This is a genomic window from uncultured Shewanella sp. (genome assembly GCF_947495455.1).
Lineage (GTDB): Bacteria > Pseudomonadota > Gammaproteobacteria > Enterobacterales > Shewanellaceae > Shewanella.
Genome location: NZ_CANLZC010000004.1, coordinates 29805 through 49147, shown reverse-complemented (window position 1 = coordinate 49147; position 19343 = coordinate 29805). Strand labels below are relative to the sequence as shown.

Annotated in this window: 31 protein-coding genes; 24 read left to right on the top strand and 7 right to left on the bottom strand. The window is 39.4% G+C overall.

Features of this window, described 5'->3' with window-relative positions; genetic code table 11:
- The first annotated feature begins 688 nt into the window (after positions 1-688).
- From Q0791_RS02395 to Q0791_RS02385, 3 genes are all read left to right on the top strand, one after another.
- Positions 689-844 carry a hypothetical protein gene (locus tag Q0791_RS02395; protein ID WP_299002370.1) on the top strand — a complete coding sequence of 52 codons (156 nt, stop codon included), beginning with the start codon at positions 689-691 and terminating at the stop codon, positions 842-844.
- 130 nt (positions 845-974) lie between these two features.
- Positions 975-1148, top strand: coding sequence for a hypothetical protein (locus Q0791_RS02390; protein WP_299002369.1), 174 nt, complete (start codon positions 975-977; stop codon positions 1146-1148).
- Positions 1149-1173: 25 nt separating this feature from the next.
- Positions 1174-2058, top strand: coding sequence for a hypothetical protein (locus Q0791_RS02385; protein ID WP_299002367.1), 885 nt, complete (start codon positions 1174-1176; stop codon positions 2056-2058).
- A gap of 72 nt (positions 2059-2130) precedes the next feature.
- On the opposite strand, the gene Q0791_RS02380 is transcribed toward Q0791_RS02385, so the two are convergent.
- The gene (locus Q0791_RS02380) at positions 2131-2751 is read right to left on the bottom strand and encodes a hypothetical protein (RefSeq protein ID WP_299002365.1); all 621 of its coding nucleotides are present in this window, start codon (positions 2749-2751) and stop codon (positions 2131-2133) included.
- Between the two features lie 208 nt (positions 2752-2959).
- On the opposite strand from Q0791_RS02380, the gene Q0791_RS02375 reads away from it, so the two are divergent.
- The 3 genes from Q0791_RS02375 to Q0791_RS02365 all read left to right on the top strand — a co-directional run bounded on the left by Q0791_RS02375 (position 2960) and on the right by Q0791_RS02365 (position 4151).
- Positions 2960-3259: a hypothetical protein gene (locus tag Q0791_RS02375; RefSeq protein ID WP_299002363.1), complete on the top strand. Its 300-nt coding sequence runs from the start codon at positions 2960-2962 to the stop codon at positions 3257-3259.
- 87 nt (positions 3260-3346) lie between these two features.
- Positions 3347-3838 carry a hypothetical protein gene (locus Q0791_RS02370; protein WP_299002361.1) on the top strand — a complete coding sequence of 164 codons (492 nt, stop codon included), beginning with the start codon at positions 3347-3349 and terminating at the stop codon, positions 3836-3838.
- Complete coding sequence (locus Q0791_RS02365; protein WP_299002359.1) at positions 3831-4151, top strand: hypothetical protein; 321 nt, start codon at positions 3831-3833, stop codon at positions 4149-4151. The genes Q0791_RS02370 and Q0791_RS02365 overlap by 8 nt, the downstream gene beginning before the upstream one ends.
- Before the next feature lie 43 nt (positions 4152-4194).
- On the opposite strand, the gene Q0791_RS02360 is transcribed toward Q0791_RS02365, so the two are convergent.
- On the bottom strand, positions 4195-4674 hold the full coding sequence (locus Q0791_RS02360; RefSeq protein WP_299002358.1) for a helix-turn-helix transcriptional regulator: 480 nt from the start codon (positions 4672-4674) through the stop codon (positions 4195-4197).
- Positions 4675-4842: 168 nt separating this feature from the next.
- On the opposite strand from Q0791_RS02360, the gene Q0791_RS02355 reads away from it, so the two are divergent.
- The 12 genes from Q0791_RS02355 (at position 4843) to Q0791_RS02300 (ending at position 10426) form a co-directional block, all read left to right on the top strand.
- A complete protein-coding gene (locus Q0791_RS02355) occupies positions 4843-5139 on the top strand; it encodes an AlpA family transcriptional regulator (RefSeq protein ID WP_299002357.1) in 297 nt (98 codons plus the stop codon).
- 13 nt (positions 5140-5152) lie between these two features.
- A complete protein-coding gene (locus Q0791_RS02350; protein WP_299002356.1) occupies positions 5153-5419 on the top strand; it encodes a pyocin activator PrtN family protein in 267 nt (88 codons plus the stop codon).
- A 3-nt stretch (positions 5420-5422) separates the two neighbouring features.
- Entirely contained in the window at positions 5423-5884 is a 462-nt protein-coding gene (locus Q0791_RS02345; protein ID WP_299002354.1) for a hypothetical protein, read from the top strand.
- A gap of 65 nt (positions 5885-5949) precedes the next feature.
- Positions 5950-6195, top strand: coding sequence for a hypothetical protein (locus Q0791_RS02340; RefSeq protein ID WP_299002353.1), 246 nt, complete (start codon positions 5950-5952; stop codon positions 6193-6195).
- A gap of 1 nt (position 6196) precedes the next feature.
- Positions 6197-6454, top strand: coding sequence for a hypothetical protein (locus Q0791_RS02335; protein WP_299002352.1), 258 nt, complete (start codon positions 6197-6199; stop codon positions 6452-6454).
- Positions 6454-8835 (top strand): replication endonuclease, encoded by a 2382-nt coding sequence (locus Q0791_RS02330; RefSeq protein WP_299002350.1) that lies wholly within the window; start codon positions 6454-6456, stop codon positions 8833-8835. The genes Q0791_RS02335 and Q0791_RS02330 overlap by 1 nt, the downstream gene beginning before the upstream one ends.
- The gene (locus tag Q0791_RS02325; protein ID WP_299002348.1) at positions 8822-9037 is read left to right on the top strand and encodes a hypothetical protein; all 216 of its coding nucleotides are present in this window, start codon (positions 8822-8824) and stop codon (positions 9035-9037) included. Before Q0791_RS02330 ends, Q0791_RS02325 begins: the two co-directional genes overlap by 14 nt.
- Positions 9034-9216, top strand: coding sequence for a hypothetical protein (locus Q0791_RS02320; protein ID WP_299002346.1), 183 nt, complete (start codon positions 9034-9036; stop codon positions 9214-9216). Before Q0791_RS02325 ends, Q0791_RS02320 begins: the two co-directional genes overlap by 4 nt.
- Before the next feature lie 103 nt (positions 9217-9319).
- Positions 9320-9556 carry a helix-turn-helix transcriptional regulator gene (locus tag Q0791_RS02315; protein ID WP_299002345.1) on the top strand — a complete coding sequence of 79 codons (237 nt, stop codon included), beginning with the start codon at positions 9320-9322 and terminating at the stop codon, positions 9554-9556.
- A complete protein-coding gene (locus Q0791_RS02310) occupies positions 9553-9708 on the top strand; it encodes a hypothetical protein (RefSeq protein WP_299002344.1) in 156 nt (51 codons plus the stop codon). Before Q0791_RS02315 ends, Q0791_RS02310 begins: the two co-directional genes overlap by 4 nt.
- A 78-nt stretch (positions 9709-9786) precedes the next feature.
- Positions 9787-9966 (top strand): type II toxin-antitoxin system HicA family toxin, encoded by a 180-nt coding sequence (locus Q0791_RS02305; RefSeq protein ID WP_299002342.1) that lies wholly within the window; start codon positions 9787-9789, stop codon positions 9964-9966.
- 49 nt (positions 9967-10015) lie between these two features.
- A complete protein-coding gene (locus tag Q0791_RS02300; RefSeq protein WP_299002340.1) occupies positions 10016-10426 on the top strand; it encodes a type II toxin-antitoxin system HicB family antitoxin in 411 nt (136 codons plus the stop codon).
- A 34-nt stretch (positions 10427-10460) separates the two neighbouring features.
- On the opposite strand, the gene Q0791_RS02295 is transcribed toward Q0791_RS02300, so the two are convergent.
- The 5 genes from Q0791_RS02295 to Q0791_RS02275 all read right to left on the bottom strand — a co-directional run bounded on the left by Q0791_RS02295 (position 10461) and on the right by Q0791_RS02275 (position 14680).
- Positions 10461-10706, bottom strand: coding sequence for an ogr/Delta-like zinc finger family protein (locus Q0791_RS02295; protein WP_299002338.1), 246 nt, complete (start codon positions 10704-10706; stop codon positions 10461-10463).
- Positions 10707-11080: 374 nt separating this feature from the next.
- Positions 11081-11551: a hypothetical protein gene (locus tag Q0791_RS02290; RefSeq protein WP_299002336.1), complete on the bottom strand. Its 471-nt coding sequence runs from the start codon at positions 11549-11551 to the stop codon at positions 11081-11083.
- Positions 11551-11877, bottom strand: a complete 327-nt coding sequence (locus Q0791_RS02285; protein ID WP_299002334.1) for a phage holin family protein — start codon at positions 11875-11877, stop codon at positions 11551-11553. Before Q0791_RS02285 ends, Q0791_RS02290 begins: the two co-directional genes overlap by 1 nt.
- Positions 11874-12917, bottom strand: a complete 1044-nt coding sequence (locus Q0791_RS02280) for a phage portal protein (protein ID WP_299002332.1) — start codon at positions 12915-12917, stop codon at positions 11874-11876. Before Q0791_RS02280 ends, Q0791_RS02285 begins: the two co-directional genes overlap by 4 nt.
- A complete protein-coding gene (locus tag Q0791_RS02275) occupies positions 12917-14680 on the bottom strand; it encodes a terminase family protein (RefSeq protein WP_299002331.1) in 1764 nt (587 codons plus the stop codon). The genes Q0791_RS02280 and Q0791_RS02275 overlap by 1 nt, the downstream gene beginning before the upstream one ends.
- Before the next feature lie 211 nt (positions 14681-14891).
- Here Q0791_RS02275 and Q0791_RS02270 point away from each other — a divergent pair, with 211 nt between their 5' ends.
- From Q0791_RS02270 to Q0791_RS02245, 6 genes are all read left to right on the top strand, one after another.
- A complete protein-coding gene (locus Q0791_RS02270; RefSeq protein WP_299002329.1) occupies positions 14892-15791 on the top strand; it encodes a GPO family capsid scaffolding protein in 900 nt (299 codons plus the stop codon).
- A 62-nt stretch (positions 15792-15853) separates the two neighbouring features.
- Positions 15854-16888, top strand: coding sequence for a phage major capsid protein, P2 family (locus Q0791_RS02265; RefSeq protein ID WP_299002327.1), 1035 nt, complete (start codon positions 15854-15856; stop codon positions 16886-16888).
- A 9-nt stretch (positions 16889-16897) separates the two neighbouring features.
- On the top strand, positions 16898-17668 hold the full coding sequence (gene gpM, locus Q0791_RS02260) for a phage terminase small subunit (protein WP_299002325.1): 771 nt from the start codon (positions 16898-16900) through the stop codon (positions 17666-17668).
- A gap of 111 nt (positions 17669-17779) precedes the next feature.
- Positions 17780-18226 carry a head completion/stabilization protein gene (locus Q0791_RS02255; protein ID WP_299002323.1) on the top strand — a complete coding sequence of 149 codons (447 nt, stop codon included), beginning with the start codon at positions 17780-17782 and terminating at the stop codon, positions 18224-18226.
- A complete protein-coding gene (locus tag Q0791_RS02250) occupies positions 18223-18708 on the top strand; it encodes a phage tail protein (protein ID WP_299002321.1) in 486 nt (161 codons plus the stop codon). The genes Q0791_RS02255 and Q0791_RS02250 overlap by 4 nt, the downstream gene beginning before the upstream one ends.
- Entirely contained in the window at positions 18708-19331 is a 624-nt protein-coding gene (locus Q0791_RS02245) for a phage virion morphogenesis protein (RefSeq protein ID WP_299002319.1), read from the top strand. The genes Q0791_RS02250 and Q0791_RS02245 overlap by 1 nt, the downstream gene beginning before the upstream one ends.
- Positions 19332-19343 lie beyond the last annotated feature (12 nt).

The window sequence follows — 19343 nt, the reverse complement described above, 5'->3', positions numbered from 1 at the left end:
TGAGTGAAAATTGATACCAAATAAGCCCTGTTGATACAAAATATACAATTAGACATTCAATCCCAACATAAATCAACATAATGGTTACATTTGATTAGCGCAATAGTGGTAATCATTAAAATGTGAAATATGTCACTTTTCTTACATTGACTATTAATGAGTAGATAACAGCAAGTAGCTAGTTGAGAATGTGTTGTTTCTACTTATTGTGTGGTGAAACTTTGGAAGTCTTCTCGTCAAATATTATAACGAACTCAATTAAATAAGGTGATTTTTGCATTATTAAAACAGTATATTGCGTTATTGGTGTTTTTGAACTTTTAATTTTGTAATAAGGATTCATTTAGTGGGTGAAAAGAAACTATTTTTTATTTCATATTGATAAAGACATTTAAAAAATCACATTAGGTTTTTGTACTTGAGTGATCAAGGCAAATATATAAAGTCAATTTCATTGCATTATTCACTCTGGTTGATTTTTTGGTGATTTGACTTGCCAGCCTGTATAATTCGGCCAGATTTTTTAATGATAACTGTGCCACAGTGGTCAGTATTAACCGTTTTATCGGTTATTGACTGTGTTGAGCGGTTTGATGACCATAAAGTTATTTTTCATCAACTTGGCAAAAACTATCAGTATTTATAGGCAGTTTTCGTTAATTGTAAAGCAGTATTTTTAAGGTAAGTCATGAAAAGTAAAGAAAAAACCATTGATAGGACGCTTTCCGTTGCGCCCATGCTGGATTGGATGGATTTTAATGCTTTTACTGGCTTTCAAAGGTTTAAGGGGGCTTATAGGGGTACCGTTAAAATGTCATTAATTTTTCGGTACCCCTTTTCATGAGGAGGCGGCTTCTCTTAAATAGGTTATTTTAGTATGAAAATAGTACGTATTTTTATACTGTGTTGATTGTTAGCTATACTCAATGTAAGCTGGCTTTACATGTAGGAAGTTGTTTAATAAGGAGCTCATAATGTTATTTGAACAGTATTTTGCTAAAAAGAAGCGTAAAGATAAAGAAGTTCGCGCTCAAACAACGTTTGAAAAGTTAACGGCTGACGGTGAATTCTCATTGGATTTATCAAACGCAGGGAATCGCAAAATTATTATGGAAAAAATAGAGAGATTTAAAGATTTGAAGGTGTAAATAGGAGAACCTAAAAGGAATTTTCATGGGGGCCTTAATTGTTATATTTATCCTGATATCAGGATATTTTTTTGTACATAATTCAAAAAAAACAAGGTTTAAGTCTAGAAGAGAGGAAGCTCAACGATACTATTTTCGATGTGGCGCGGTAGGTACTGCATTCATTTTTATAGGGATAATATTTGCTTTTTTTATTGATCATTTCAACTGGGCTTCTTGGCTTTTAAGATTTACTCCTTATTCAATAGAAAACTTCATCTTTACTCAAGATGAACATTTTACAGTTAGGGATTATTGGCAAGTAAAAATAATTATTGGTGCACTTCTAGCTGTACCTTTATCGCTTCTGTGTGCGAAAGTAAATAATTTTTTCACAGATAAAACGGGTATGTTCAAAAAACTGAGAGATGAGTACTTTTCAGATATAGAGAAATTCTTAGCAGATTGTGGAGATGAGTATAGGACAATACTTATTACACTTTCAAATAATAAGGTTTATGTTGGCTTACTTGTTGATATAAGGTTAGAAAACAAAGAGATTGAATATTTTACAATCATTCCAATTTTGAGTGGTTATAGGGAAAAGGATACCTTAACGGTGACCTTCACAACTAACTACTATGTGCATTATCATCACAATATTGATCATCAAGGAAACCCAGTAGAAGAAGGGGCTGCTTTCGATGATTTTATTGAGTTAATCAAGGTTTCTGAAATCATTCATATTGGTAAATTTGACATAGAAACATACAAGCAATTTCAGACACCAACAGAGCCTGTAAAAGAACACCTCTTATCAATGGAGTGGATGGATAATGGACATTTATCAGGTAATGAACAATGGAACAGTAATAATTGGTTTTTAAGTGTTGGGTATCAATACAACGAAGGTATTCAGAAACCTTCTTAAGCCTCATTGCCTAGTCTTAGGGGGTTAAAGAAGTACATAAGGGTACCGTTAAAATTTCGGTACCCTTTTTTATTATAGTTTGTTAGAGCAGTAGCTAGAAGTTGTTTTTGCTGCTAAATTTATTTTAGTCAGTAGAGGTTCGATTTCTTCCTTTTTGTATTGTTCATTTTTATCTTCAAGAAATGTTGCTATTTTCAATGGTAGTTTATTTATTTGGTACATGTAGTCAGTAACCATGAGTCTTGATCTAGTATAATTTTCCATTCCTGCACCAATTAGAGGGTATTGGCCAAGATGGTCATTATAGCGTTTTGTGAAATTGGTGTTTTCATCCCAGTTAAAAAAATCTTGCTTGGTTGCAGGGTTTGTTGTATCTAAAAACTGAATCAATTCGTTTAAAAATGGTGTTGAGTTTATATACATGTGATCTGCTAATTGGCAATCTGAAAAATCAGATAAAGATAAGTTTTTCTCTTGAGCTTGCATTGAACTTTCCTTTGCCAAATTGCTACTTTCGTTTGAATTACCCATGGTCAGAATAAGTGATACGACCAACCAGACAAACGAAATCCCTCTGGCTCGTTTTGAGTACCCATCTTTTAATGTAAACCACGCGAAAACGATGGGTAGGCATACAATTCCAATAATCAGCAATATGCTGACTTTTCTATTAACGTCTTTTTCTAACATCATATATCCTTATCTAGTTGAATTTAAGCATTTTAAAATAAGTAAATATGTTTAGTAACACTAAAAGGTAATAAAAATGCAACTTTAGTAGGACTTTTTTGGGAGATGGCTTGTTTTTTTATTTAATGCTGTGGTTACATACAGTACACTAAACCGTGTTTATAATATGTTGTAATTAGTTACAGTTTTAATGTAAGGGATCATTTTAAACATGAATGTTAATAATAATAGCAATAACCTAGTTAGTAGTTATCAAACCTCTGAAACCCAAGTGAAGCATAGCCAAACCAATCAATCAGAAACACCCCAGAAAGCATTGCGCACAGAAAGCGCCACTATTAGTCAAGAAGCATTAGATTTAGCGTCAAAGGCGAAAGTAATGAGTGGCGGAACTCGGCTACCGAGTGAAAATGTTGAAGGCGTAAAGGCTTATTTAAGTGTCGCGGCATTATCCGATGATATTTCGCCCCAAGGTGGTGGTGGTGCAGGTGGTGTAATTCCACCTCTTTAAGTTTTCATTTTTATTCAGGGTTGATTATGAATGATTTTTTATATGGAATTGACTGGGTAGTTCGAGGAGTTAGAAGCCGCGACAGTATTGCTAATTGTTTATTTGAGTTACCAACGGGCAAAGGTGTTATTTTTTGGCGGTAAAACGGACATTAAAACTCAGAGCGATGCTTTACTGCATTCATCCTTTTTATGTGCGTTTACTGTGCTATTTTTTCATTTTACTTCATGGGGGGTGGGTCGTTATATTTTGGCGTTCGATATGGAAGTGATGGCACGGCGACAACTGTTTTTTTTCATGATGTTTATGATTGAATTTTTATTTATGATCACCTTGTTTGTGTTACATAAAATAAGACGTTGCAGCTTTTCTAAAGTGGCTATCTATTGCCTAAGATTAAGCTTATTATTTGAGCTTTTATTTGTCATTGAACTTGTTTTGTACGGTGTGTTAGATATCACTGAGTTTAATAATGTTTACCAAGTCTTAATACCAATCATGAATATAATAACATTGGGGTTGATTGTGGCTTACCCTGTTAAACATATTAGGGATAAAAGGATAAAAATATATGAATAATTTAAGCTTTATGTTTTTTTTAATCAGTATCAGCAGCTTTTTATCTATTTTTGTTTGTCGATATTCAGAACAACAAGAAAAGGAACGTGCTGAGCATATTACATTTATCGATGGCCGAGCAAAAATAGCGCACGATCTGGCTTACAATCTAGGTAAAGACCAAGTAACCTTGAAAGGAACGGCTAAGTTTGACGCCACACAAGCATCAATAAAAAGCTGCGTTGGTTATTTTAGGAATTGCCAGACTCACAACGTTATCCCTAAGCCAGAATTAGCAATTCATAGAAAGCCAAGGCTAGAAGTGATCAACTGACGCAGAAAGAGTTAACAAGAAACCCGCTATTTAGCGGGTTTTTTTATGCGGATTTTATGGCTTGGATTTTTTGGTCAGTGTCAAATCGTTGGTTGATCACTGGCTGCAAATCTTTAAGTAGCAATTTAGCACAATCATCAAATTCCATTTTATCTGTGTGAGCAGTAAACCAATCGAGATAACAGAACATCATCAATGCATCTGTAATGACCTTAGCGGCTTGGGCTTCGTATTCTTCTTGCTTTAACTGTGCTGCTTTTTTTGTTTGTTCAGGCTCCAAATCACCGGGAGCTATTTGACCGTTTTCTGGATCTGTAGAGTCTGAAATTAACCATAAAGCGTATTTTTTGTAATCAGGATGAGATCCTATTTTTATTAAAGAGAGGCTACTTACCTCGCTTTGATTTAACTCATACCCCTTTAGGGTGCCTAATTTCATATCAACTTTTTCACAGAATTTGAGTTGAGTTAACCCATCATTCTTTCTTATTTTTTTTACTTTATCCCCAAGAGATGTTGACAAGGTATTAATCTCCGTACTATTATTTGGCAAAAGTATTAATGTTAGTGCTTTTTAAAATAAAGGCACTGCATTAAAGTCTTTATGAGCGAAAAGGCTCTTATCATAGCCAATGTTAACACTTTTGGTTTTTAATCTGAACCCGACAATTCATCTCAACAAGGAAGAAAAATGACGAATACAACAGAAACAGAGACGGTCAATATGGTGCTGAAAACACTCGCAGCGCAATTGTTATCTATTGCTGAGCTCGCTAAACAGGATAGTTTTCTTGGATTAGAGGAAGTGATGCAGCGTACCAAGTTAAAGAAAGTCACTATTTACACTCAAATGAGTAAAGACCTATTTCCAGCTAACACTAAAGCTGATGGCTATCGCGCCGTTTGGCGAGCCAGTGAAATCCAATCTTACATCGCGCTGGGCCCTAAACGCTGGGCTGAACTTCACGCCGTTGCCCACACTCATTAAAGGACTTTTTATTATGAATACTGCCTATGCATTGCTTGCACGTTATGAAACTCCAGTGATTGAACTTGCCAAAGTCTGCGAAGAACATTTTAACCTTGCTGCTAAAACAGCAGAGCAGAAAGCCAAAGTACATGGCTTACCCGTTCCCACCTTCAAATTAAGAGAGTCAAGTAAGGCGCCTAGCTTTGTGCACATTGATGACTTGGCGGCCTTTATTGATAAGCAACGACTTGAAGCCAAAAAAGATTGGGACATTATGCAAGCAGCGAAGGGAGCTTAAGTTATGCCGGTTAATTGTGAGCAGTCAATAAAAGCGAAAAGCCAATCATCAAACGCTGGACAAATAGCGATTGCCCGAATACGAGCCAAGTTAGGTAGTAGTAGTGTAGGCCATCGTTATAACCAACTTAACCGCCAGCAAAAAAGCATGGTGTTATTTGGTGCCAAGTTAAAACCCGCCACTTTTATCAATTATTCGTTTGAGCAGTTTGATACTGAACAGCGAGAAGCCATTCGCGGCGCCATTATTGCCATGTTTGATGTCAGTAAAAGTTTTAATGCACTGGCTATGACTCGTGATCAGTTTAGACAAGACAGTGCAGCGAATAAGGTTATTGATGAAGAGAACGAAAGCCTAACGAGTGAGTTGAATGATGTTACTCAAGCAACGGCGGCGTTAATCAGTCAATTTGAAACCACAGCATTACAAGCCAATGGGGTAGAAGCCATAAAAAAAGTGCAATAAAAAAGCCATTTCCTCTGGTACAGGTAATGGCCCTATCGAATTAATCATTTTAACTAAGGAAAGTTATGACTCCATCGACACCCCAAAGTGTATCAATATCTGATGCGCTATTACAACAAGCCAATCAATTAATTAAAACGTTTAATACTGATAAAAACCAGCTATCAGTATTAGTGATTGAGAACACGCTCGAAACATTACACGCCACCGCTGAAGCCTTGGAACTCCCCGTTGCTCATCATCTTTTATCACGCATGGTTGAATTTAGAGATCTTTTTCAGTTAACCCCAATTTCAGCAAAGGTGGTTTGATATGGCAAAAAAAAAGAACAAGCATTCCCCCGCTTATCTGCATTTGCAGCGTCACTTTCGCAGTTATAAAAAGTCAGTGATAACGCTTAGTCAAAACTCATCATTTTCACGCCCAGTTGAAATGCGCTTATCAAATCAACTAGGTGCAATTGAATGCTTATATTGGCAAGCTTTGGGCAATGGTGAGCAGCTACTTGCACAAGGTATTCGCCGCTTTATTGAAAAAGCCAAAGCTCATTTTAATATAGCGGGGCTTTGATGGATTTAAGTCAGTTGTCTGCAAGTGAGGTTGCTTTTGAAGAGCAGAAGTGTTTTTTGCAATGGTTAAAATCAGAAGAGCAAGACAACTCTATAAAACTCACTATGCACGCCGAGGGGTTACTCTCGGCGCTTTTTATTACCGAGCATGATAAAAACGATTTAGCTTGGGCACGCACTCAATTGAACGAGGTGCCCGAACATATTGCCAATTACTTTTTTAAACAGTGGGTCAACCGCCGTGTAAAGTATCAACATAGCCCTAAAAGCAAAACTAGCAGTGCAAATATTTGGCTACGCAAACAGATAAAAATACTTCAACCTGTTTTAAATCAATTCCCTCTGCCTATTCAACTGATTAATACCGAAGATCGCCGCATAGCTGTTAGTAAAGAGTGGTCTGCACGTTGTGCCACTTTGCTTGAAAACATGACACCGCATGATGGTGAAAGCGTCGATGCAAGAGAGTTAATCAATAATGTGAAAACGCCCGCCGACATGTGGGGCTTTACCCCCGCCTTACCCAGTTTCAAAAATTACGAAAGCCGCAAGCAAGCAGGAGAGTTTGACAAGGATCCTGCCATGTACGATGCAATCAGTAAAATTATTGTGCGACTTATTGATGATAAATGGTGGGCAAGAAAGTTAGAGCGCGCCTACCGTCAATACCTTGAGCATATCGCTATTATTGTCGGTAAGGTGCGCAAGGGCGTATCACCTTATGTGAGCTATCAATGTTTGCTGGATTTTAAGGCTCGCAAGAAGGCGCAAGCGCTTTGGCTTGAGCAAATGCAAGTGGTAAATGAAGAGCAAGAACTTACCCTTACTTTAAGTGAAGCGGTAAAAGCCTCTATTTCAAACCCTAAAAATCGCCGTGTTGAGCTTATGGTGCGCATGCGCGGCTTTGAAGATTTAGCCATGGCTAATGGCTATGTCGGGGAGTTTTACACTATTACCACCCCGTCACGTTATCACGCTTTTACTGTTACAAAAAAAGGTAAGGCGATAGCGAATAAAAAATACCAAGGCACCAACCCTAAGCAAGCGCAAAAATATTTAACCAAACAATGGTCAAAAACTCGCAGTAAGTTACAGCGTGATGGGATCACCCCTTTTGGCTTTCGTGTGGTTGAGCCTCATCATGATGGTACCCCTCATTGGCACATGTTGCTGTTTTTTAAACCAGAACAGCTTGAAGCAGGTAGAGCAATAATTCGTAAATATGCCATTCAGCATGATAAAGATGAGCTGATAAATAATGAAGAGGCTCGCTTTGACTTTAAGACCATCGATCCTGATGAAGGCAGTGCAACAGGTTATATCGCTAAATACATAGCAAAAAATATCGATGGGGAATATGTCGATAATGATCTTGAAGCTGAAACCTCGGGGGAGCATGGGGCGCAAGGTGTCGCGGCTTGGGCGAGTACGTGGAACATTCGACAATTTCAACAAGTTGGTGGCCCCTCTGTGACCATCTGGCGTGAGTTAAGGCGGCTTAGCGATGAAATTGAGCATGACGAGATTTTAGAGCGTGCCCGTGCCGCTGCTGATAATCCTAACTGGCAGAGCTACGTCGAGGCTATGGGCGGCATTGAATGCAAACGTGCCGACAGACCGATTGTATTGGCTAAGGTAGTTAATGAAGCCGTCAGCCAATACGGTGAAGACGTTTCTAAGATCATGGGCGTGATGTCGCGTCTTAATCATACCCCCATTTATAGTCGCTTAGAGGGATGGCAAATTCGCCGCACACCTTCTGATACTTCAAGCTCTCAAGCTGTTGATGTTGCTTTTGATCTTGCTTCTAAAAGCGACGACAGTCGCGCCCCTTGGAGTACTGACAATAACTGTACGCCCCAACAAAATCAAGAGGATAGGATGAGGGAGACAGCCCGCAAGTATGGCCTTGATGACTTCATGACAGACCGCTTGTTGGCAGGCTCAACAGTAGAAACCAATAAATACATAATTAGCTTTAAAAACAATCAAATAGTGAGAACTAGGAAGCGCAAGATTGCTAGCGAGCGTGAGCAAAATGGGTGGCGCGAAGGTGAGCAGTTAAGAGCATTACAGCAGTATCATGATCATGTTGCCAATCAAGGCGAAGTGAATAAAGAGCTACGCCGTCAAGCGTGGGACTTGTTGTCAAAACAGAAACAAGCCAAAGATAGTGGCGAGGGTAATATTAAAGCTTGGCTGTCAACACTGGCCCCTAACTTACATAGACGTGCACTCGAGCAACTACAAGAAGTCGTTGATTTGCAATCATACGAAAACAGCTTTACTGAAAACCAGCCTGATGACAGTCATGTTGATTACTGGGCTGATAATTTCGAGCAATATCATAATGACACGGAGAGCATGTATGAGCACTTTTAATCACGAAGCTGAGTGGGTAAAGCAAAAGGAAGAGCATTTAGCCCGGTATCACCGCTGTAAAAATAAACTTGATATGTTCAGCCGCGCGGAGATTCAGGCTTGGTTATCGCATCTGGATGCACAAGAACGCGAGTTGTGCAGAACAACATTAAATAATTTATTAGACAAGAGAAGACAGAAAAGACAAGGAGTGAAGTTGTGAGCGCAATTCAGAAGTCTGGACCAGGATTAAAACCTATCGTTAAGACCCACATTAAGTGGTGGGTAAAGCCCTACGTTAATTCACTCGACTTTTTCTGTGAATTAATGGGAACTCAAGCAGATCCAGTTAAAAAAAGAAAAATCATAGCCAAAGGGATTAGTTGGGAGCGTATTCAATGAGTGGGGTAAGTGAAGTGGCGGCGAACGCCACCGATGATATCGAATCATCATTTTTTGAAATATTAGTTGAAATATTTGGCTGTAACAAAGAGGACTTAACAATATGAGTGATATTTTTCCAGAAAGTGTTGTGCAAACATATCAAGTGACACGGTTGGGCCGAAAGCTAAGGCAGTATCGTGTCGATAATGAAATGATCCTCAAAGATATGGCCGATTTATTGGGCGTGACTTGCGTTTATCTTTCTTCAATCGAACTGGGTAAATTACCTGTTTCAGCAGAAATGGGAGAGAAGATCACTATGCTGTTTTTTAATCCAACAAAGGCCAAGCCACTATGAGTCAAGTTTTCATAGACACAAAAAAGACGTTAAGCGATGGCGAAAGCCCGCAAATTCAATTAACCGATGCTGATAAAGAAATCATTCAACAGTGTATTGATGAAGCAACACAGTCGATTGCTGAATATCAAAAGCAGTTTAACAAAAAATAGAGTTATCAGGGTTATTTTATTGCGTCTTGTTTAACTTGGGGTTATAATAACCCTAAGTTAAACAATCATGAGGATACAGTGAATAGCAGGGAGTTAATTAAAGAACTACAAGCGGCAGGTTGGGTGCTAGTGAGGGTGAAAGGAAGTCACCATCAATTCAAACATCCAGATAAAAAACTACCGCTAACCGTTCCTCACCCTAAAAAGGATTTAAAAATAGGGTTGGTTAAGGCAATAAGGAAGCAAGCGGGGCTGTAAGCCCCTCTTTTCCAGTCAATTAACACTGTAAATTACTGTTATAAATATTATGTTATATCCGATAGCAATCGAAAAAGGATCAGATACAGAAGCGTTTGGGGTGGTTTTTCCTGACGTTGAAGGCTGTTTCTCTGCCGGTGATTCATTTGAAGAAGCGCTGATTAATGCTAAAGAAGCGTTAACCATGCATTTAGAGCTGTTAGCCGAACAAGGAGAGCTTCCGCCTTTAGCCACAAGCGTTGATCAACATATTGATAATCTTGATTATCAAGGTTGGGTGTGGGCCTTGGTGGATATTGATGTTGAGCCTTATATGGGGAAAGCCAATAAAGTCAATGTGACTCTACCTAATTTGTTAATTAAAAAAATTGATGATGCAGTAGAAGGCGCGTCGCAATATAAAAATCGCTCTCATTTTCTGCAAGTTGCAGCCGCTCATGAATTATCGGCGAATATCTAAAAACCCAAATTTACGCGTTAGCATTACTTGATTGTTACAAATCGAGTAATTCTAACTGCTGTTCCCTGGGCAGGTTCTTTAACAGTTGTTTGGCCATTTGCGCTGTGGTCATTAATGGTGGATTGATGTAGTGATCAAAGCCCAGTGTCATTCTAAAAGATGCGCCACATTCTTTCGTATTAGTGCAGACACAATACAAATGAGCAGCATGACTCGATTGAGTTTCACGAGATGTGATCACCGCTTTAGCCTCACAATTAGGACAATTTACTCTCGCCATACTCACCTCATCACTTATTCTTATACTGTAATTGTATACAGTACGTTAATGCTTAACAACCTCATTACTGACCAGCTTAGAGTAAGAAGACGTCAACGCTCAAACCTGCCAAAAATTCACTCCTCTTCGCCTGCCGCTTTCGTAACAAAAATGTGTGTTTTTGACATTGGTTTTGACATTGATAATGAGTGATATCTTGATGTTTGTTGGATCCGAGCGATCTAGTTAAATGATCTGAATGTCATGTTTTTGACATTTAAAGACAAAAAAGGATCTAGAGCAGGAGGCTTTTGCGATGATTTATGAAAAGGTGCTTTTATCTTATTTTACACCACTCTAAAGGTGTATTTAAAGTGGTGTTTAGTATTGTACTGTTAAGATTGCGTAGAACTTTTTATCTGCTTTTTATTGCTTGTCTTTTGTCGCCAAAAGATTCTAAAGAGCCCCATTAAGCCGAGCGTACTGACTGCTATGCCGACGATAATAAATTCAAACCACCAAGGCGCCCCTCTGTATCCCATAGCTAACCACCCCTTAGCAATATAGGGTTGTAGTGTTGATATGAAATGAGCTATCAGTAGAGCTGAAAAAATAATGATAATAAAATTATCCATTAGGCTTTCATTGCGGTTTTTTAATACCTGCATATCGTAATCAGCATCATTATTGGCAGTTTGCTCAAATCGTCTGGCCTTAGCTTCAAGTTTAGAAATCTTTAATTTTATCTCGGCATCAACAAGCATTTTTGCTGACTCTGCCGCAAGTCGCTTTCGTTCACGATAGCTCCCCGCTAGATCGGCAATCGGGTTAGTAAAAAAATTGAGTATTGATGTGAATATGCCCATTATTTTCCCCTGAAAAATAGAGAAATGAGTTTAGATGGGTGTTTAGCAATGTACTTACCAAAAGTATCAAGGCCGTCCATCATGTGTGGGGCACAGTAAGCAGATACGCCTATAACACCTGTTTTCAAGCTGTCGGCTAACATTAAGTAAGTGCAAAAACTATCGGCAAGGTAAGCTGCAAAGATGGCCATAAGTACTGACATAAAATAATGTGTAAATGTAAATTTTCTTTTGCTGATATACATTTGTACCGCAGCGGCTAAGGTGGCCACACCACAAAGTTGAGACCAACGTTCTATTAACTCAATAAATTCGCCCCAGTTCATGCGTTTTCCTTGTTGAAGTCTGAATATTCAGGCTCAAAAAATTCAATGTGTTGTTGTCTTGGTAGGTAGTCATTGATGGTGCGCATGTCGTTCTGAAGCGGAACGACTTCATTGTTATAATAGGCTCGAGTGATTTTATCTAAATCACCAAAGCCTGGGCTGTCACCTGATGATTGTCCCGATAATGCTTCTTGAGCACGATGCATGGAAAGCATGTCATTTGTGGTGATTTTTTTAATACGCTCAAATTCATCTTTGGTGGCGATATCACCTACGGGGGTGATTTTTACGGTCTTTTCGGCATCTCCCTTTGGGGAGCGATTATTTAAAAAGAGTGATCTAAAGTTACCCACGCCGCGGCTTTGTAATATTGCATCTCTCAGTTTTTTTTCATCATCGTGGGTAATAAAAGGATCTGCCATTGAAAACACAAATCCCATATGTGAGCCATTTTTAAAATAGCGTCGGCGAAATAGTGTTGCGTCTTCATTTAATAAAGCAGATTGAATACCACCGTAATACTGTGGAACCCCATATATACCTTGCTTGGGGTGATATTCTTTTATATGAATAATTTCACCTGGATTAAAAAACACTTTGTTACCATTTTTTTGAAGTTGTGCATACACCCCTGATTGTGTTGTATAACGCATGGTGACGGCGGGTAAGTGCTTTAATTGAATGACTTGATTAAATGGATTGGTGATCACTTGCAAATATGCATTTGCTGACCAAGCAAAATCAAATGCAACACGTTTAAATGCACGATAGTTAAGCAGTGAGTTAGGCTTAAACCACTTGGCAATCATGTTGGCTTTAAAATATAAAATGGGCCCGTGTTGAGCATTCACACTGAGTAAATTGATTAAACCATTTAAACTGATGGGTGGTTCATAAATGCCATCCATATCAGCCCAAATGCCCACATATTCGGTCATTCGATTATCTAAGCAAGGCTCAGGATCACCTAAAGCAAAATCAATCATACTGTTTCGGTAATTTGGGGTATCACCCGCGCGAACGGTCATTCTTGGAGTCATTAAGCGGCAATTCCTATACTTGTTTGTGAACTCATGCTATCGCCAGACAAAGGCTCATAAATCATGGCGTGCATAATGGCCCATGCAATATCGGCATGGCCTGTGGATGCGGTGCGGTTGGTGGCATAACTAATCTGATCGCCAACAACTTTTTTTCTAATATTTAGAAAACTAGCTGCGACTGTTGGTGCGTTTTCATCAAATTCAAAGCGTTTATTATTAATCACGTTCACGGCTTTAATAACGAGCTTATTTTTAACCATAGGGTTGTAATGAAGTGGCATAGCCATAGGGTAGAATTTTTGAATTAATTCAAACACGCCATAGCCGATCCCCGTGGTATCAACGCCAATATGCTGCACATTGTATTTAAATGTGAGCGCTTTTATGGACTCTGCCATGGCTTCAAAATCGTTACCGGTTAAATCTAAGGTTTCTAATAATCTAAATTTATCGGTATTTTTAAGTGGGCAACTCAGTACAACAACGGTGGCTTTATCGATTGTGCGAGCAGGATCAAAGCCTATCAGCACAGGGTTCATGGCAAACGGGCGTTCCCATTCGGGGTTAAAATCTTTCCACTTTTCTTTATCACCAACACAGGCTAATAAGGCTTTTAAGTTAAAGGCGGAATGGGCATCATCAATGAATTTACCCATGAATAAATTGTTATATTCATCCCTGGAGTATTCATTTTTAAGCAGCTCAATGTTAATTTTATCAAAGCCTGATTTGACCACATCGACAACGGTTAACAACTGTCGCCATATTCCATCGTCACACAGCAAGCCATTTTTTAATGTTTTATGTTCAACATCAATTTCAAAATTAGGGTCGTTACAGGCCATGGTCTTTTTAAACCACTTGCCAGACCAATAGTCATAAGCTTCGTGGCTTTTTACCGATGGTGTAGAAAAGTAAGTGACTTTATATTCTGCATGGGTTGCCATGGCTTGGGCTAAGCCGCGTAGCTCTTTAAATTTAGGGATCCAAAAAACCTCATCGACATATAAGTCGCCTGATGCTGATTGTGCGGTTCGAGCATTGGTGGATTTAAAATATAAACTGGCACTTTTACCGTTCGGTAGGCTAAGTACCAAAGGTGAGCCTGATAAATCAATATCAAAGTGCTCTTTACAAAGGGAAATAATATTAGCTTTAAAAATCTCAGCCTGATCTCGTGAGGCTGAAATAAAGATTTTATTCTTACCGTTTACTACCGCATCATAAAATGCTTCAAAGGCAAAATAGAAAGTCGCACCAATTTGACGAGGCTTTAATATAAAACGGGTGCGGTGATTCTGATTATCAAACCAAAACAATTGATGTGGATAAAGTAGGCTATTTTTAAGCTCATCCAACATGTCTTTGGTTATTTTACTGCAATCATTTTTAACACGTTTCTTACGCTTTTTAGCTGGCTGATTCTCGCCTTGTTCCTTGTGTTTATCTTGTCGAGTTTTGACTGGAGCTTGTTTTGCTTGAGTGAGCGTTGCTAATTGCTTTGTTAAAAAGTTTATCTCTTTATAGTCAGCATCACTTTTATTGTCTTTTTCTACTAATAAGCAAAGACGTCGGCTATAAGAGGTTTCTACATCAATGACTGGGCATAGCTCTGTCCAGTTTTCATCAATGGCCCAGCGTCTTAATGTCCGCGCACAGGGCATGTCATCTAATGCGGCGATTTCATCAAATGTCAGTCCGCCATACACATAATGTTGCCGTGCGGTTTTTACAATTTCAGGGCTGTATCTGAGCTTCATAGGCTGCCAATGATTGAGTCAATACTGGCAGTTTATAGGGCTAAAAGCGTGAATTCTTTATGTGCTCATCCTGTCTATTCCTAAAAGGTAAAAATAGGAATTTCAAAAAGTTAAACAGTTGGAAGAGATGAAAAAACGGGTGCAAACTAGAAATCTAACAAGGTGAAGACATCTTTAAAATTAGCATGCAACACGTTTAGGAACAAACTCTATGCCAGGACAATTACGCACAATACCACTAGCCATTGCCGCAGTCGGAATGACAGTCGATGGCCGCGAAATTACTGACAAAGATATTGATGATATTGTCGAAACCTACAATTACAAAAAATACGGCGCACGTATCAATATTGATCATGAAGGGGAGTGGTCAGGTTGGGGAGCGAAGTTTCTTTATAACGTTGAATTAAACGGTGGCATGTTAGGTGATGTGCTTGAAGTCAGCCAAGGTGTTAATGATGAAGGCGTGAAAGTCTTATATGCCGTGCTTGCACCTAATGCGTCTTTTGTTACGTTAAACCAAGCTGATCAAGCCGTGTATTTTAGTATTGAAATTGACCGCGACTTTATCGAATCAGGCACCACTTATTTAACAGGTTTAGCGGTCACCGATTATCCCGCCAGTACTTACACCCAACGCGCGAAATTTAATAAAACCTCTCCATGTATTGAGTCATTTAAAGTTGAGTTAACTCAAGAGCAAAGCCAAGAGCCGTCACCTAAAAGAAGCCTATTTAAAGGGCTGTTTAATTTCAAAAAGGAAGAAACAGAAATGAAAAAAGAAGACTTTGCCAGTGCATTAACTGAAGCATTGAGCGAACCGCTGCAAAAAATGAATGATGCGATAACAGCAAATACTCAGGCTCTAACCGCACTTAAAGCCAGTGGTACAGAGGGTGGTGCAGATGACAAAGGCGAAGACGATGACTCCACGCCACCTGAAACCGCGATTTTCTCAAAAGAACAGCAAGCCGCATTCGATAAAATTAATAGCTCAGTTATTGCATTAAGCACGCAATTACAAAAAGCGTTAAAAACCCCCAAGTTTAGTACTACGCCCGGTGAAGAAGAGCACTTAGGTGATGAAGCTGAATTAGGTGATTTGCTTTAATTCCATCTTGAATATTTGGTCGAGTGTGTAGGTATAGGCATTAACAGAATAACGGGATAAAGATGAAAACAAAAACGGCAGAAAAATTTAATAAGATCACCATAGCGTTAGCAGCAAGTTATGGTGTGAAAAGTGTGAGTGAGCAATTCAATGTTGAACCCTCGACGGAACAAAAATTGTATGATGCTGTTTATGAAAGCGCCGAGTTTTTAACAAGAATTAACACCGCGCTTGTTGATGATCTTGTCGGTGCATCGGTGATCATGAGGGTTGATGGCGGCGTGACTGGTCGAGCTGGTGTTGAAACAGATGACAATGCTGAGCGACAAACAACGGATGTTTCAGCATTAGATAATCGTGAATACCGTTGCTATCCCGTTGAGTGTGATGTGCATATGGCGTGGGTCAAAATGGATCAATGGGCAAAATTCCCCGATTTTCACACTCGCTATCGAAATCATGTTAAGCAAGCTATTGCGCTGGATATTATTAAAATTGGTTTTCATGGTACCTCGGCTGCCAATAAAACCAATAAAAGCACCAATCCTATGTTACAAGATGTCAATATCGGTTGGTTTGAACTGGTGCGCCGCGATGCACCAGAAAACGCGATTAGCAATGGTGGCAGTGTAAAAATTGGCGTACATGCTGATGCTGATTACCAAAATTTAGATCAAGCTGTGCATGATCTTGTTCAAGGCATACCGCTAGAAAAGCGAATTGGCTTAGTGGCCATCGTTGGTAGCGATTTACTTGCTGATGATAAAAGCAAGCTTTATGCCGCACAAGCTGAAAAGCCGACTGAAAAAACCAAGATTGAAATTGAGCAAGTCATCGGAACATACGGCAGCTTAAAAGCTTATCAAGTGTCCTTCTTTCCGCCGCGAGGCATCATGGTGACCTCATTCGATAATCTCAGTCATTACATTCAAAGTGGTTCGACTCGCATTAGCACTGAAAACAATACTAAGAAAAAGCGGGTCGAAGATTATCAGTCACGCAATGATTGTTATTACGTTGAAGACCTCGAAAAAATTCAATTTATTGAATCCAATAGTGTGCAGCTATACAACGCTAAAGCCGATTCTTGGGAATAAGGAAATCAAATGAGTTTAGTTAAAAAAGCCCAAGCGGCAAAAGCGGCTCGTTTACAAAAGCAATCATTAGAAGCTAACGCAAGCAGTGGTGTTAAATTCGTTAATTTACTTTCTGAAAAAGATAATGTTGCATCAAACAGAACAGAGCAACCTATCGGTGTGGAGCAAGCTCAATTTGAAATAATGAAGGCTGCGATTGATGCGGATTTAGCCCAGCTAAAAACCTTTAATACGTTGGAAGATAAAGCCGAGTATAAACGTGATGCCATCAAGCAAAACGGGTATTTAGCGTATTGTGAACATTATCTGCAAAGTGGTGCCAATCATCCCAACATTATTCTAGCTTGGGTGTTTATCTGGTTGATTGATTTACAGCGCTATACAGAAGCCTTTACGTTTTTACCTTTGCTGATTTCACAGGGGCAAAAGTTACCCACTCGTTTTAAAACAACCCATTGGGGTGAGTTTGTTATTGACCAAATTTATGATGTTGCGGTCGATAAGCTTTCGAAGACAGATGAAATATCGCCAGAAGATTTATTCAATATTACTGAGCATGTTTCCACATTAACGCGCTTTTTTAATGAGCAAGCTTGGTCATTAAATCCCATTGTGTCAGGTAAGTTATTTGCGGTGGCTGGAAAGTTAGAGCAGCAGCAACATAATTATGGCCGCGCACTGAATCACTACCAGCATGCGACATTGTTAAATGACGGTGCAGGCGTGAAAAAGACGGCCAGAGAGCTCGCTAAACACATTGGTGTAGAAATCAATATTTAACCGTCTCCAGCGCCGTGGGCAACTCAGTAACAGTGCTTTGCATATAGACAAAGGTCTGTTAACTGAGTGGCGCCCACCCCCTTTAACGTTAATTGCATTGGGACAGAAATAATGGATTTATCAGGTATGCCCAAGGTAGAGGTAGAAGATAACAGCATTACTAATAATGGCTTTTATCCTGATCTCTCAACGGCGGAGTTAATCAGTGATTATGGTGTATCACCTGAATATCAGCAGGCATCGATTAATCAACTGACATTAGCCATGCACCAAATTAATCGTGAGTTAAGCGCGTTCGCCGAGTTGCACTGGCACAGTGTGAGCAGATTAAAAGACTTGCCCTATGGTGAAACTCTATCGCTATTTTATAAAAAAGCCGTGTATAGCCTAGCTAAAGCCACATTATTAGTTAGCCGATTAGGTGAAAGTCATAGGGACAAAGGGGCGGCGCAGCAAGTACAAGCGGTTGATAACGAGCAATTTTGGCGTATCGAATGTAAAAGCGCGATGCAATATTTAATGGCCGAATCTGGTTATCTATCGGTGTCGTTACTATGAGCAAATTAACTGAGTTAACTCGTTATTTAATTGATGCGAATTACAAAGGCCATAAGTTAGCTCATGCCAATCAATTTGACTCATGGATTGAAGGCGGGGCTATTAAGCCAGCCAGTAAGCGCATTAATGGCACAGGTTTACTGGCTGCACGCTTTACCTATGCGGGAGTGATAAGCATTAATCCCTGCGCGGCGCCTGCGGCACTTATTTGTACTTATATCAGTTTTTGGCTGCAACAAAATGCGGGTAAATACGACGCTGAAATTATTGGGTTTAGTGCTGACCTAAATGATGACAATACGAGTGATATTGAAATTACTATCGAAAATTTTCAAGAAGATATTGAGTTGATTGAGCAAACGGATGGGCCTTTTTTGTTCGGTGATAAACATTATGACTTTGGTGAACAATCAATGTGGATTGCTGAAGCGTTTTTATTAGAGTCTCAAGTTTTAGAAACTCAGGTTAAGGGGGATAGTTGATGCTTAACATCGACATTAATACTGAGTCAGTAAAGACGCTTAACTTACTCACATTACCAGGGAGAAAACGCCGTCAAATTTTACGGGGAGCTGGTCGTAAGGTGCGCCGTGACAGTAGAGACAGATTAAAAGCGCAAAAAGGGCTATATGGTCAAGCATGGGAAGAGCGTAGCAATGGCCGTAAAGACAGAATGCTGAAAAAGCTGGGCAAGCATTTGCAAGTTCATACCAATGAGAACCAAGCCGATGTTACCTTTGCCAGTTCAAGAATCGCTAAGGTGGCGAGAGCCCATCAAGATGGTGAAAAGCTAACGCAAACACCGCCGAAAGGCCAACCAAATTATCAAGGGCCAGCAACTCAGAAACAGGCTAAGGCATTGATAAAAGAAGGCTATAAAATTCGAAGTAAGCCTGGTAAAGGCTGGATAACGCCCAGCTTAAAGTGGATTAAAGAAAATCTAACATTAGGCCAAGCAGGCTTGATCTTGCGAATATTAAGAGAGCAAGAGAAGGGGCCGCAGCAATGGGATATTCAGTTACCCGCCCGTTCATTTTTAGGTCAAAACCAAAATGAATATAAGCAGTTAAAGAATTACATGTTTGATCAGGCGACACGCCATTAATAAAAGGGGACA

Bases quoted from the DNA above. Each gene is read 5' to 3' on its own strand.
- Q0791_RS02300 (WP_299002340.1), top strand. From the start codon at position 10,016: ATGTTATATCCGATAGCAATCGAAAAAGGATCAGATACAGAAGCGTTT.
- Q0791_RS02310 (WP_299002344.1), top strand. From the start codon at position 9,553: ATGAGTCAAGTTTTCATAGACACAAAAAAGACGTTAAGCGATGGCGAA.
- Q0791_RS02290 (WP_299002336.1), bottom strand. From the start codon at position 11,551: ATGGGCATATTCACATCAATACTCAATTTTTTTACTAACCCGATTGCC.
- Q0791_RS02275 (WP_299002331.1), bottom strand. From the start codon at position 14,680: ATGAAGCTCAGATACAGCCCTGAAATTGTAAAAACCGCACGGCAACAT.
- Q0791_RS02270 (WP_299002329.1), top strand. From the start codon at position 14,892: ATGCCAGGACAATTACGCACAATACCACTAGCCATTGCCGCAGTCGGA.
- Q0791_RS02315 (WP_299002345.1), top strand. From the start codon at position 9,320: ATGAGTGATATTTTTCCAGAAAGTGTTGTGCAAACATATCAAGTGACA.
- Q0791_RS02355 (WP_299002357.1), top strand. From the start codon at position 4,843: ATGACGAATACAACAGAAACAGAGACGGTCAATATGGTGCTGAAAACA.
- Q0791_RS02250 (WP_299002321.1), top strand. From the start codon at position 18,223: ATGAGCAAATTAACTGAGTTAACTCGTTATTTAATTGATGCGAATTAC.
- Q0791_RS02330 (WP_299002350.1), top strand. From the start codon at position 6,454: ATGGATTTAAGTCAGTTGTCTGCAAGTGAGGTTGCTTTTGAAGAGCAG.
- Q0791_RS02375 (WP_299002363.1), top strand. From the start codon at position 2,960: ATGAATGTTAATAATAATAGCAATAACCTAGTTAGTAGTTATCAAACC.
- Q0791_RS02285 (WP_299002334.1), bottom strand. From the start codon at position 11,877: ATGAACTGGGGCGAATTTATTGAGTTAATAGAACGTTGGTCTCAACTT.
- Q0791_RS02265 (WP_299002327.1), top strand. From the start codon at position 15,854: ATGAAAACAAAAACGGCAGAAAAATTTAATAAGATCACCATAGCGTTA.
- Q0791_RS02280 (WP_299002332.1), bottom strand. From the start codon at position 12,917: ATGACTCCAAGAATGACCGTTCGCGCGGGTGATACCCCAAATTACCGA.
- Q0791_RS02390 (WP_299002369.1), top strand. From the start codon at position 975: ATGTTATTTGAACAGTATTTTGCTAAAAAGAAGCGTAAAGATAAAGAA.
- gpM (WP_299002325.1), top strand. From the start codon at position 16,898: ATGAGTTTAGTTAAAAAAGCCCAAGCGGCAAAAGCGGCTCGTTTACAA.
- Q0791_RS02345 (WP_299002354.1), top strand. From the start codon at position 5,423: ATGCCGGTTAATTGTGAGCAGTCAATAAAAGCGAAAAGCCAATCATCA.
- Q0791_RS02255 (WP_299002323.1), top strand. From the start codon at position 17,780: ATGGATTTATCAGGTATGCCCAAGGTAGAGGTAGAAGATAACAGCATT.
- Q0791_RS02385 (WP_299002367.1), top strand. From the start codon at position 1,174: ATGGGGGCCTTAATTGTTATATTTATCCTGATATCAGGATATTTTTTT.
- Q0791_RS02335 (WP_299002352.1), top strand. From the start codon at position 6,197: ATGGCAAAAAAAAAGAACAAGCATTCCCCCGCTTATCTGCATTTGCAG.
- Q0791_RS02325 (WP_299002348.1), top strand. From the start codon at position 8,822: ATGAGCACTTTTAATCACGAAGCTGAGTGGGTAAAGCAAAAGGAAGAG.
- Q0791_RS02245 (WP_299002319.1), top strand. From the start codon at position 18,708: ATGCTTAACATCGACATTAATACTGAGTCAGTAAAGACGCTTAACTTA.
- Q0791_RS02380 (WP_299002365.1), bottom strand. From the start codon at position 2,751: ATGATGTTAGAAAAAGACGTTAATAGAAAAGTCAGCATATTGCTGATT.
- Q0791_RS02395 (WP_299002370.1), top strand. From the start codon at position 689: ATGAAAAGTAAAGAAAAAACCATTGATAGGACGCTTTCCGTTGCGCCC.
- Q0791_RS02295 (WP_299002338.1), bottom strand. From the start codon at position 10,706: ATGGCGAGAGTAAATTGTCCTAATTGTGAGGCTAAAGCGGTGATCACA.
- Q0791_RS02340 (WP_299002353.1), top strand. From the start codon at position 5,950: ATGACTCCATCGACACCCCAAAGTGTATCAATATCTGATGCGCTATTA.
- Q0791_RS02350 (WP_299002356.1), top strand. From the start codon at position 5,153: ATGAATACTGCCTATGCATTGCTTGCACGTTATGAAACTCCAGTGATT.
- Q0791_RS02365 (WP_299002359.1), top strand. From the start codon at position 3,831: ATGAATAATTTAAGCTTTATGTTTTTTTTAATCAGTATCAGCAGCTTT.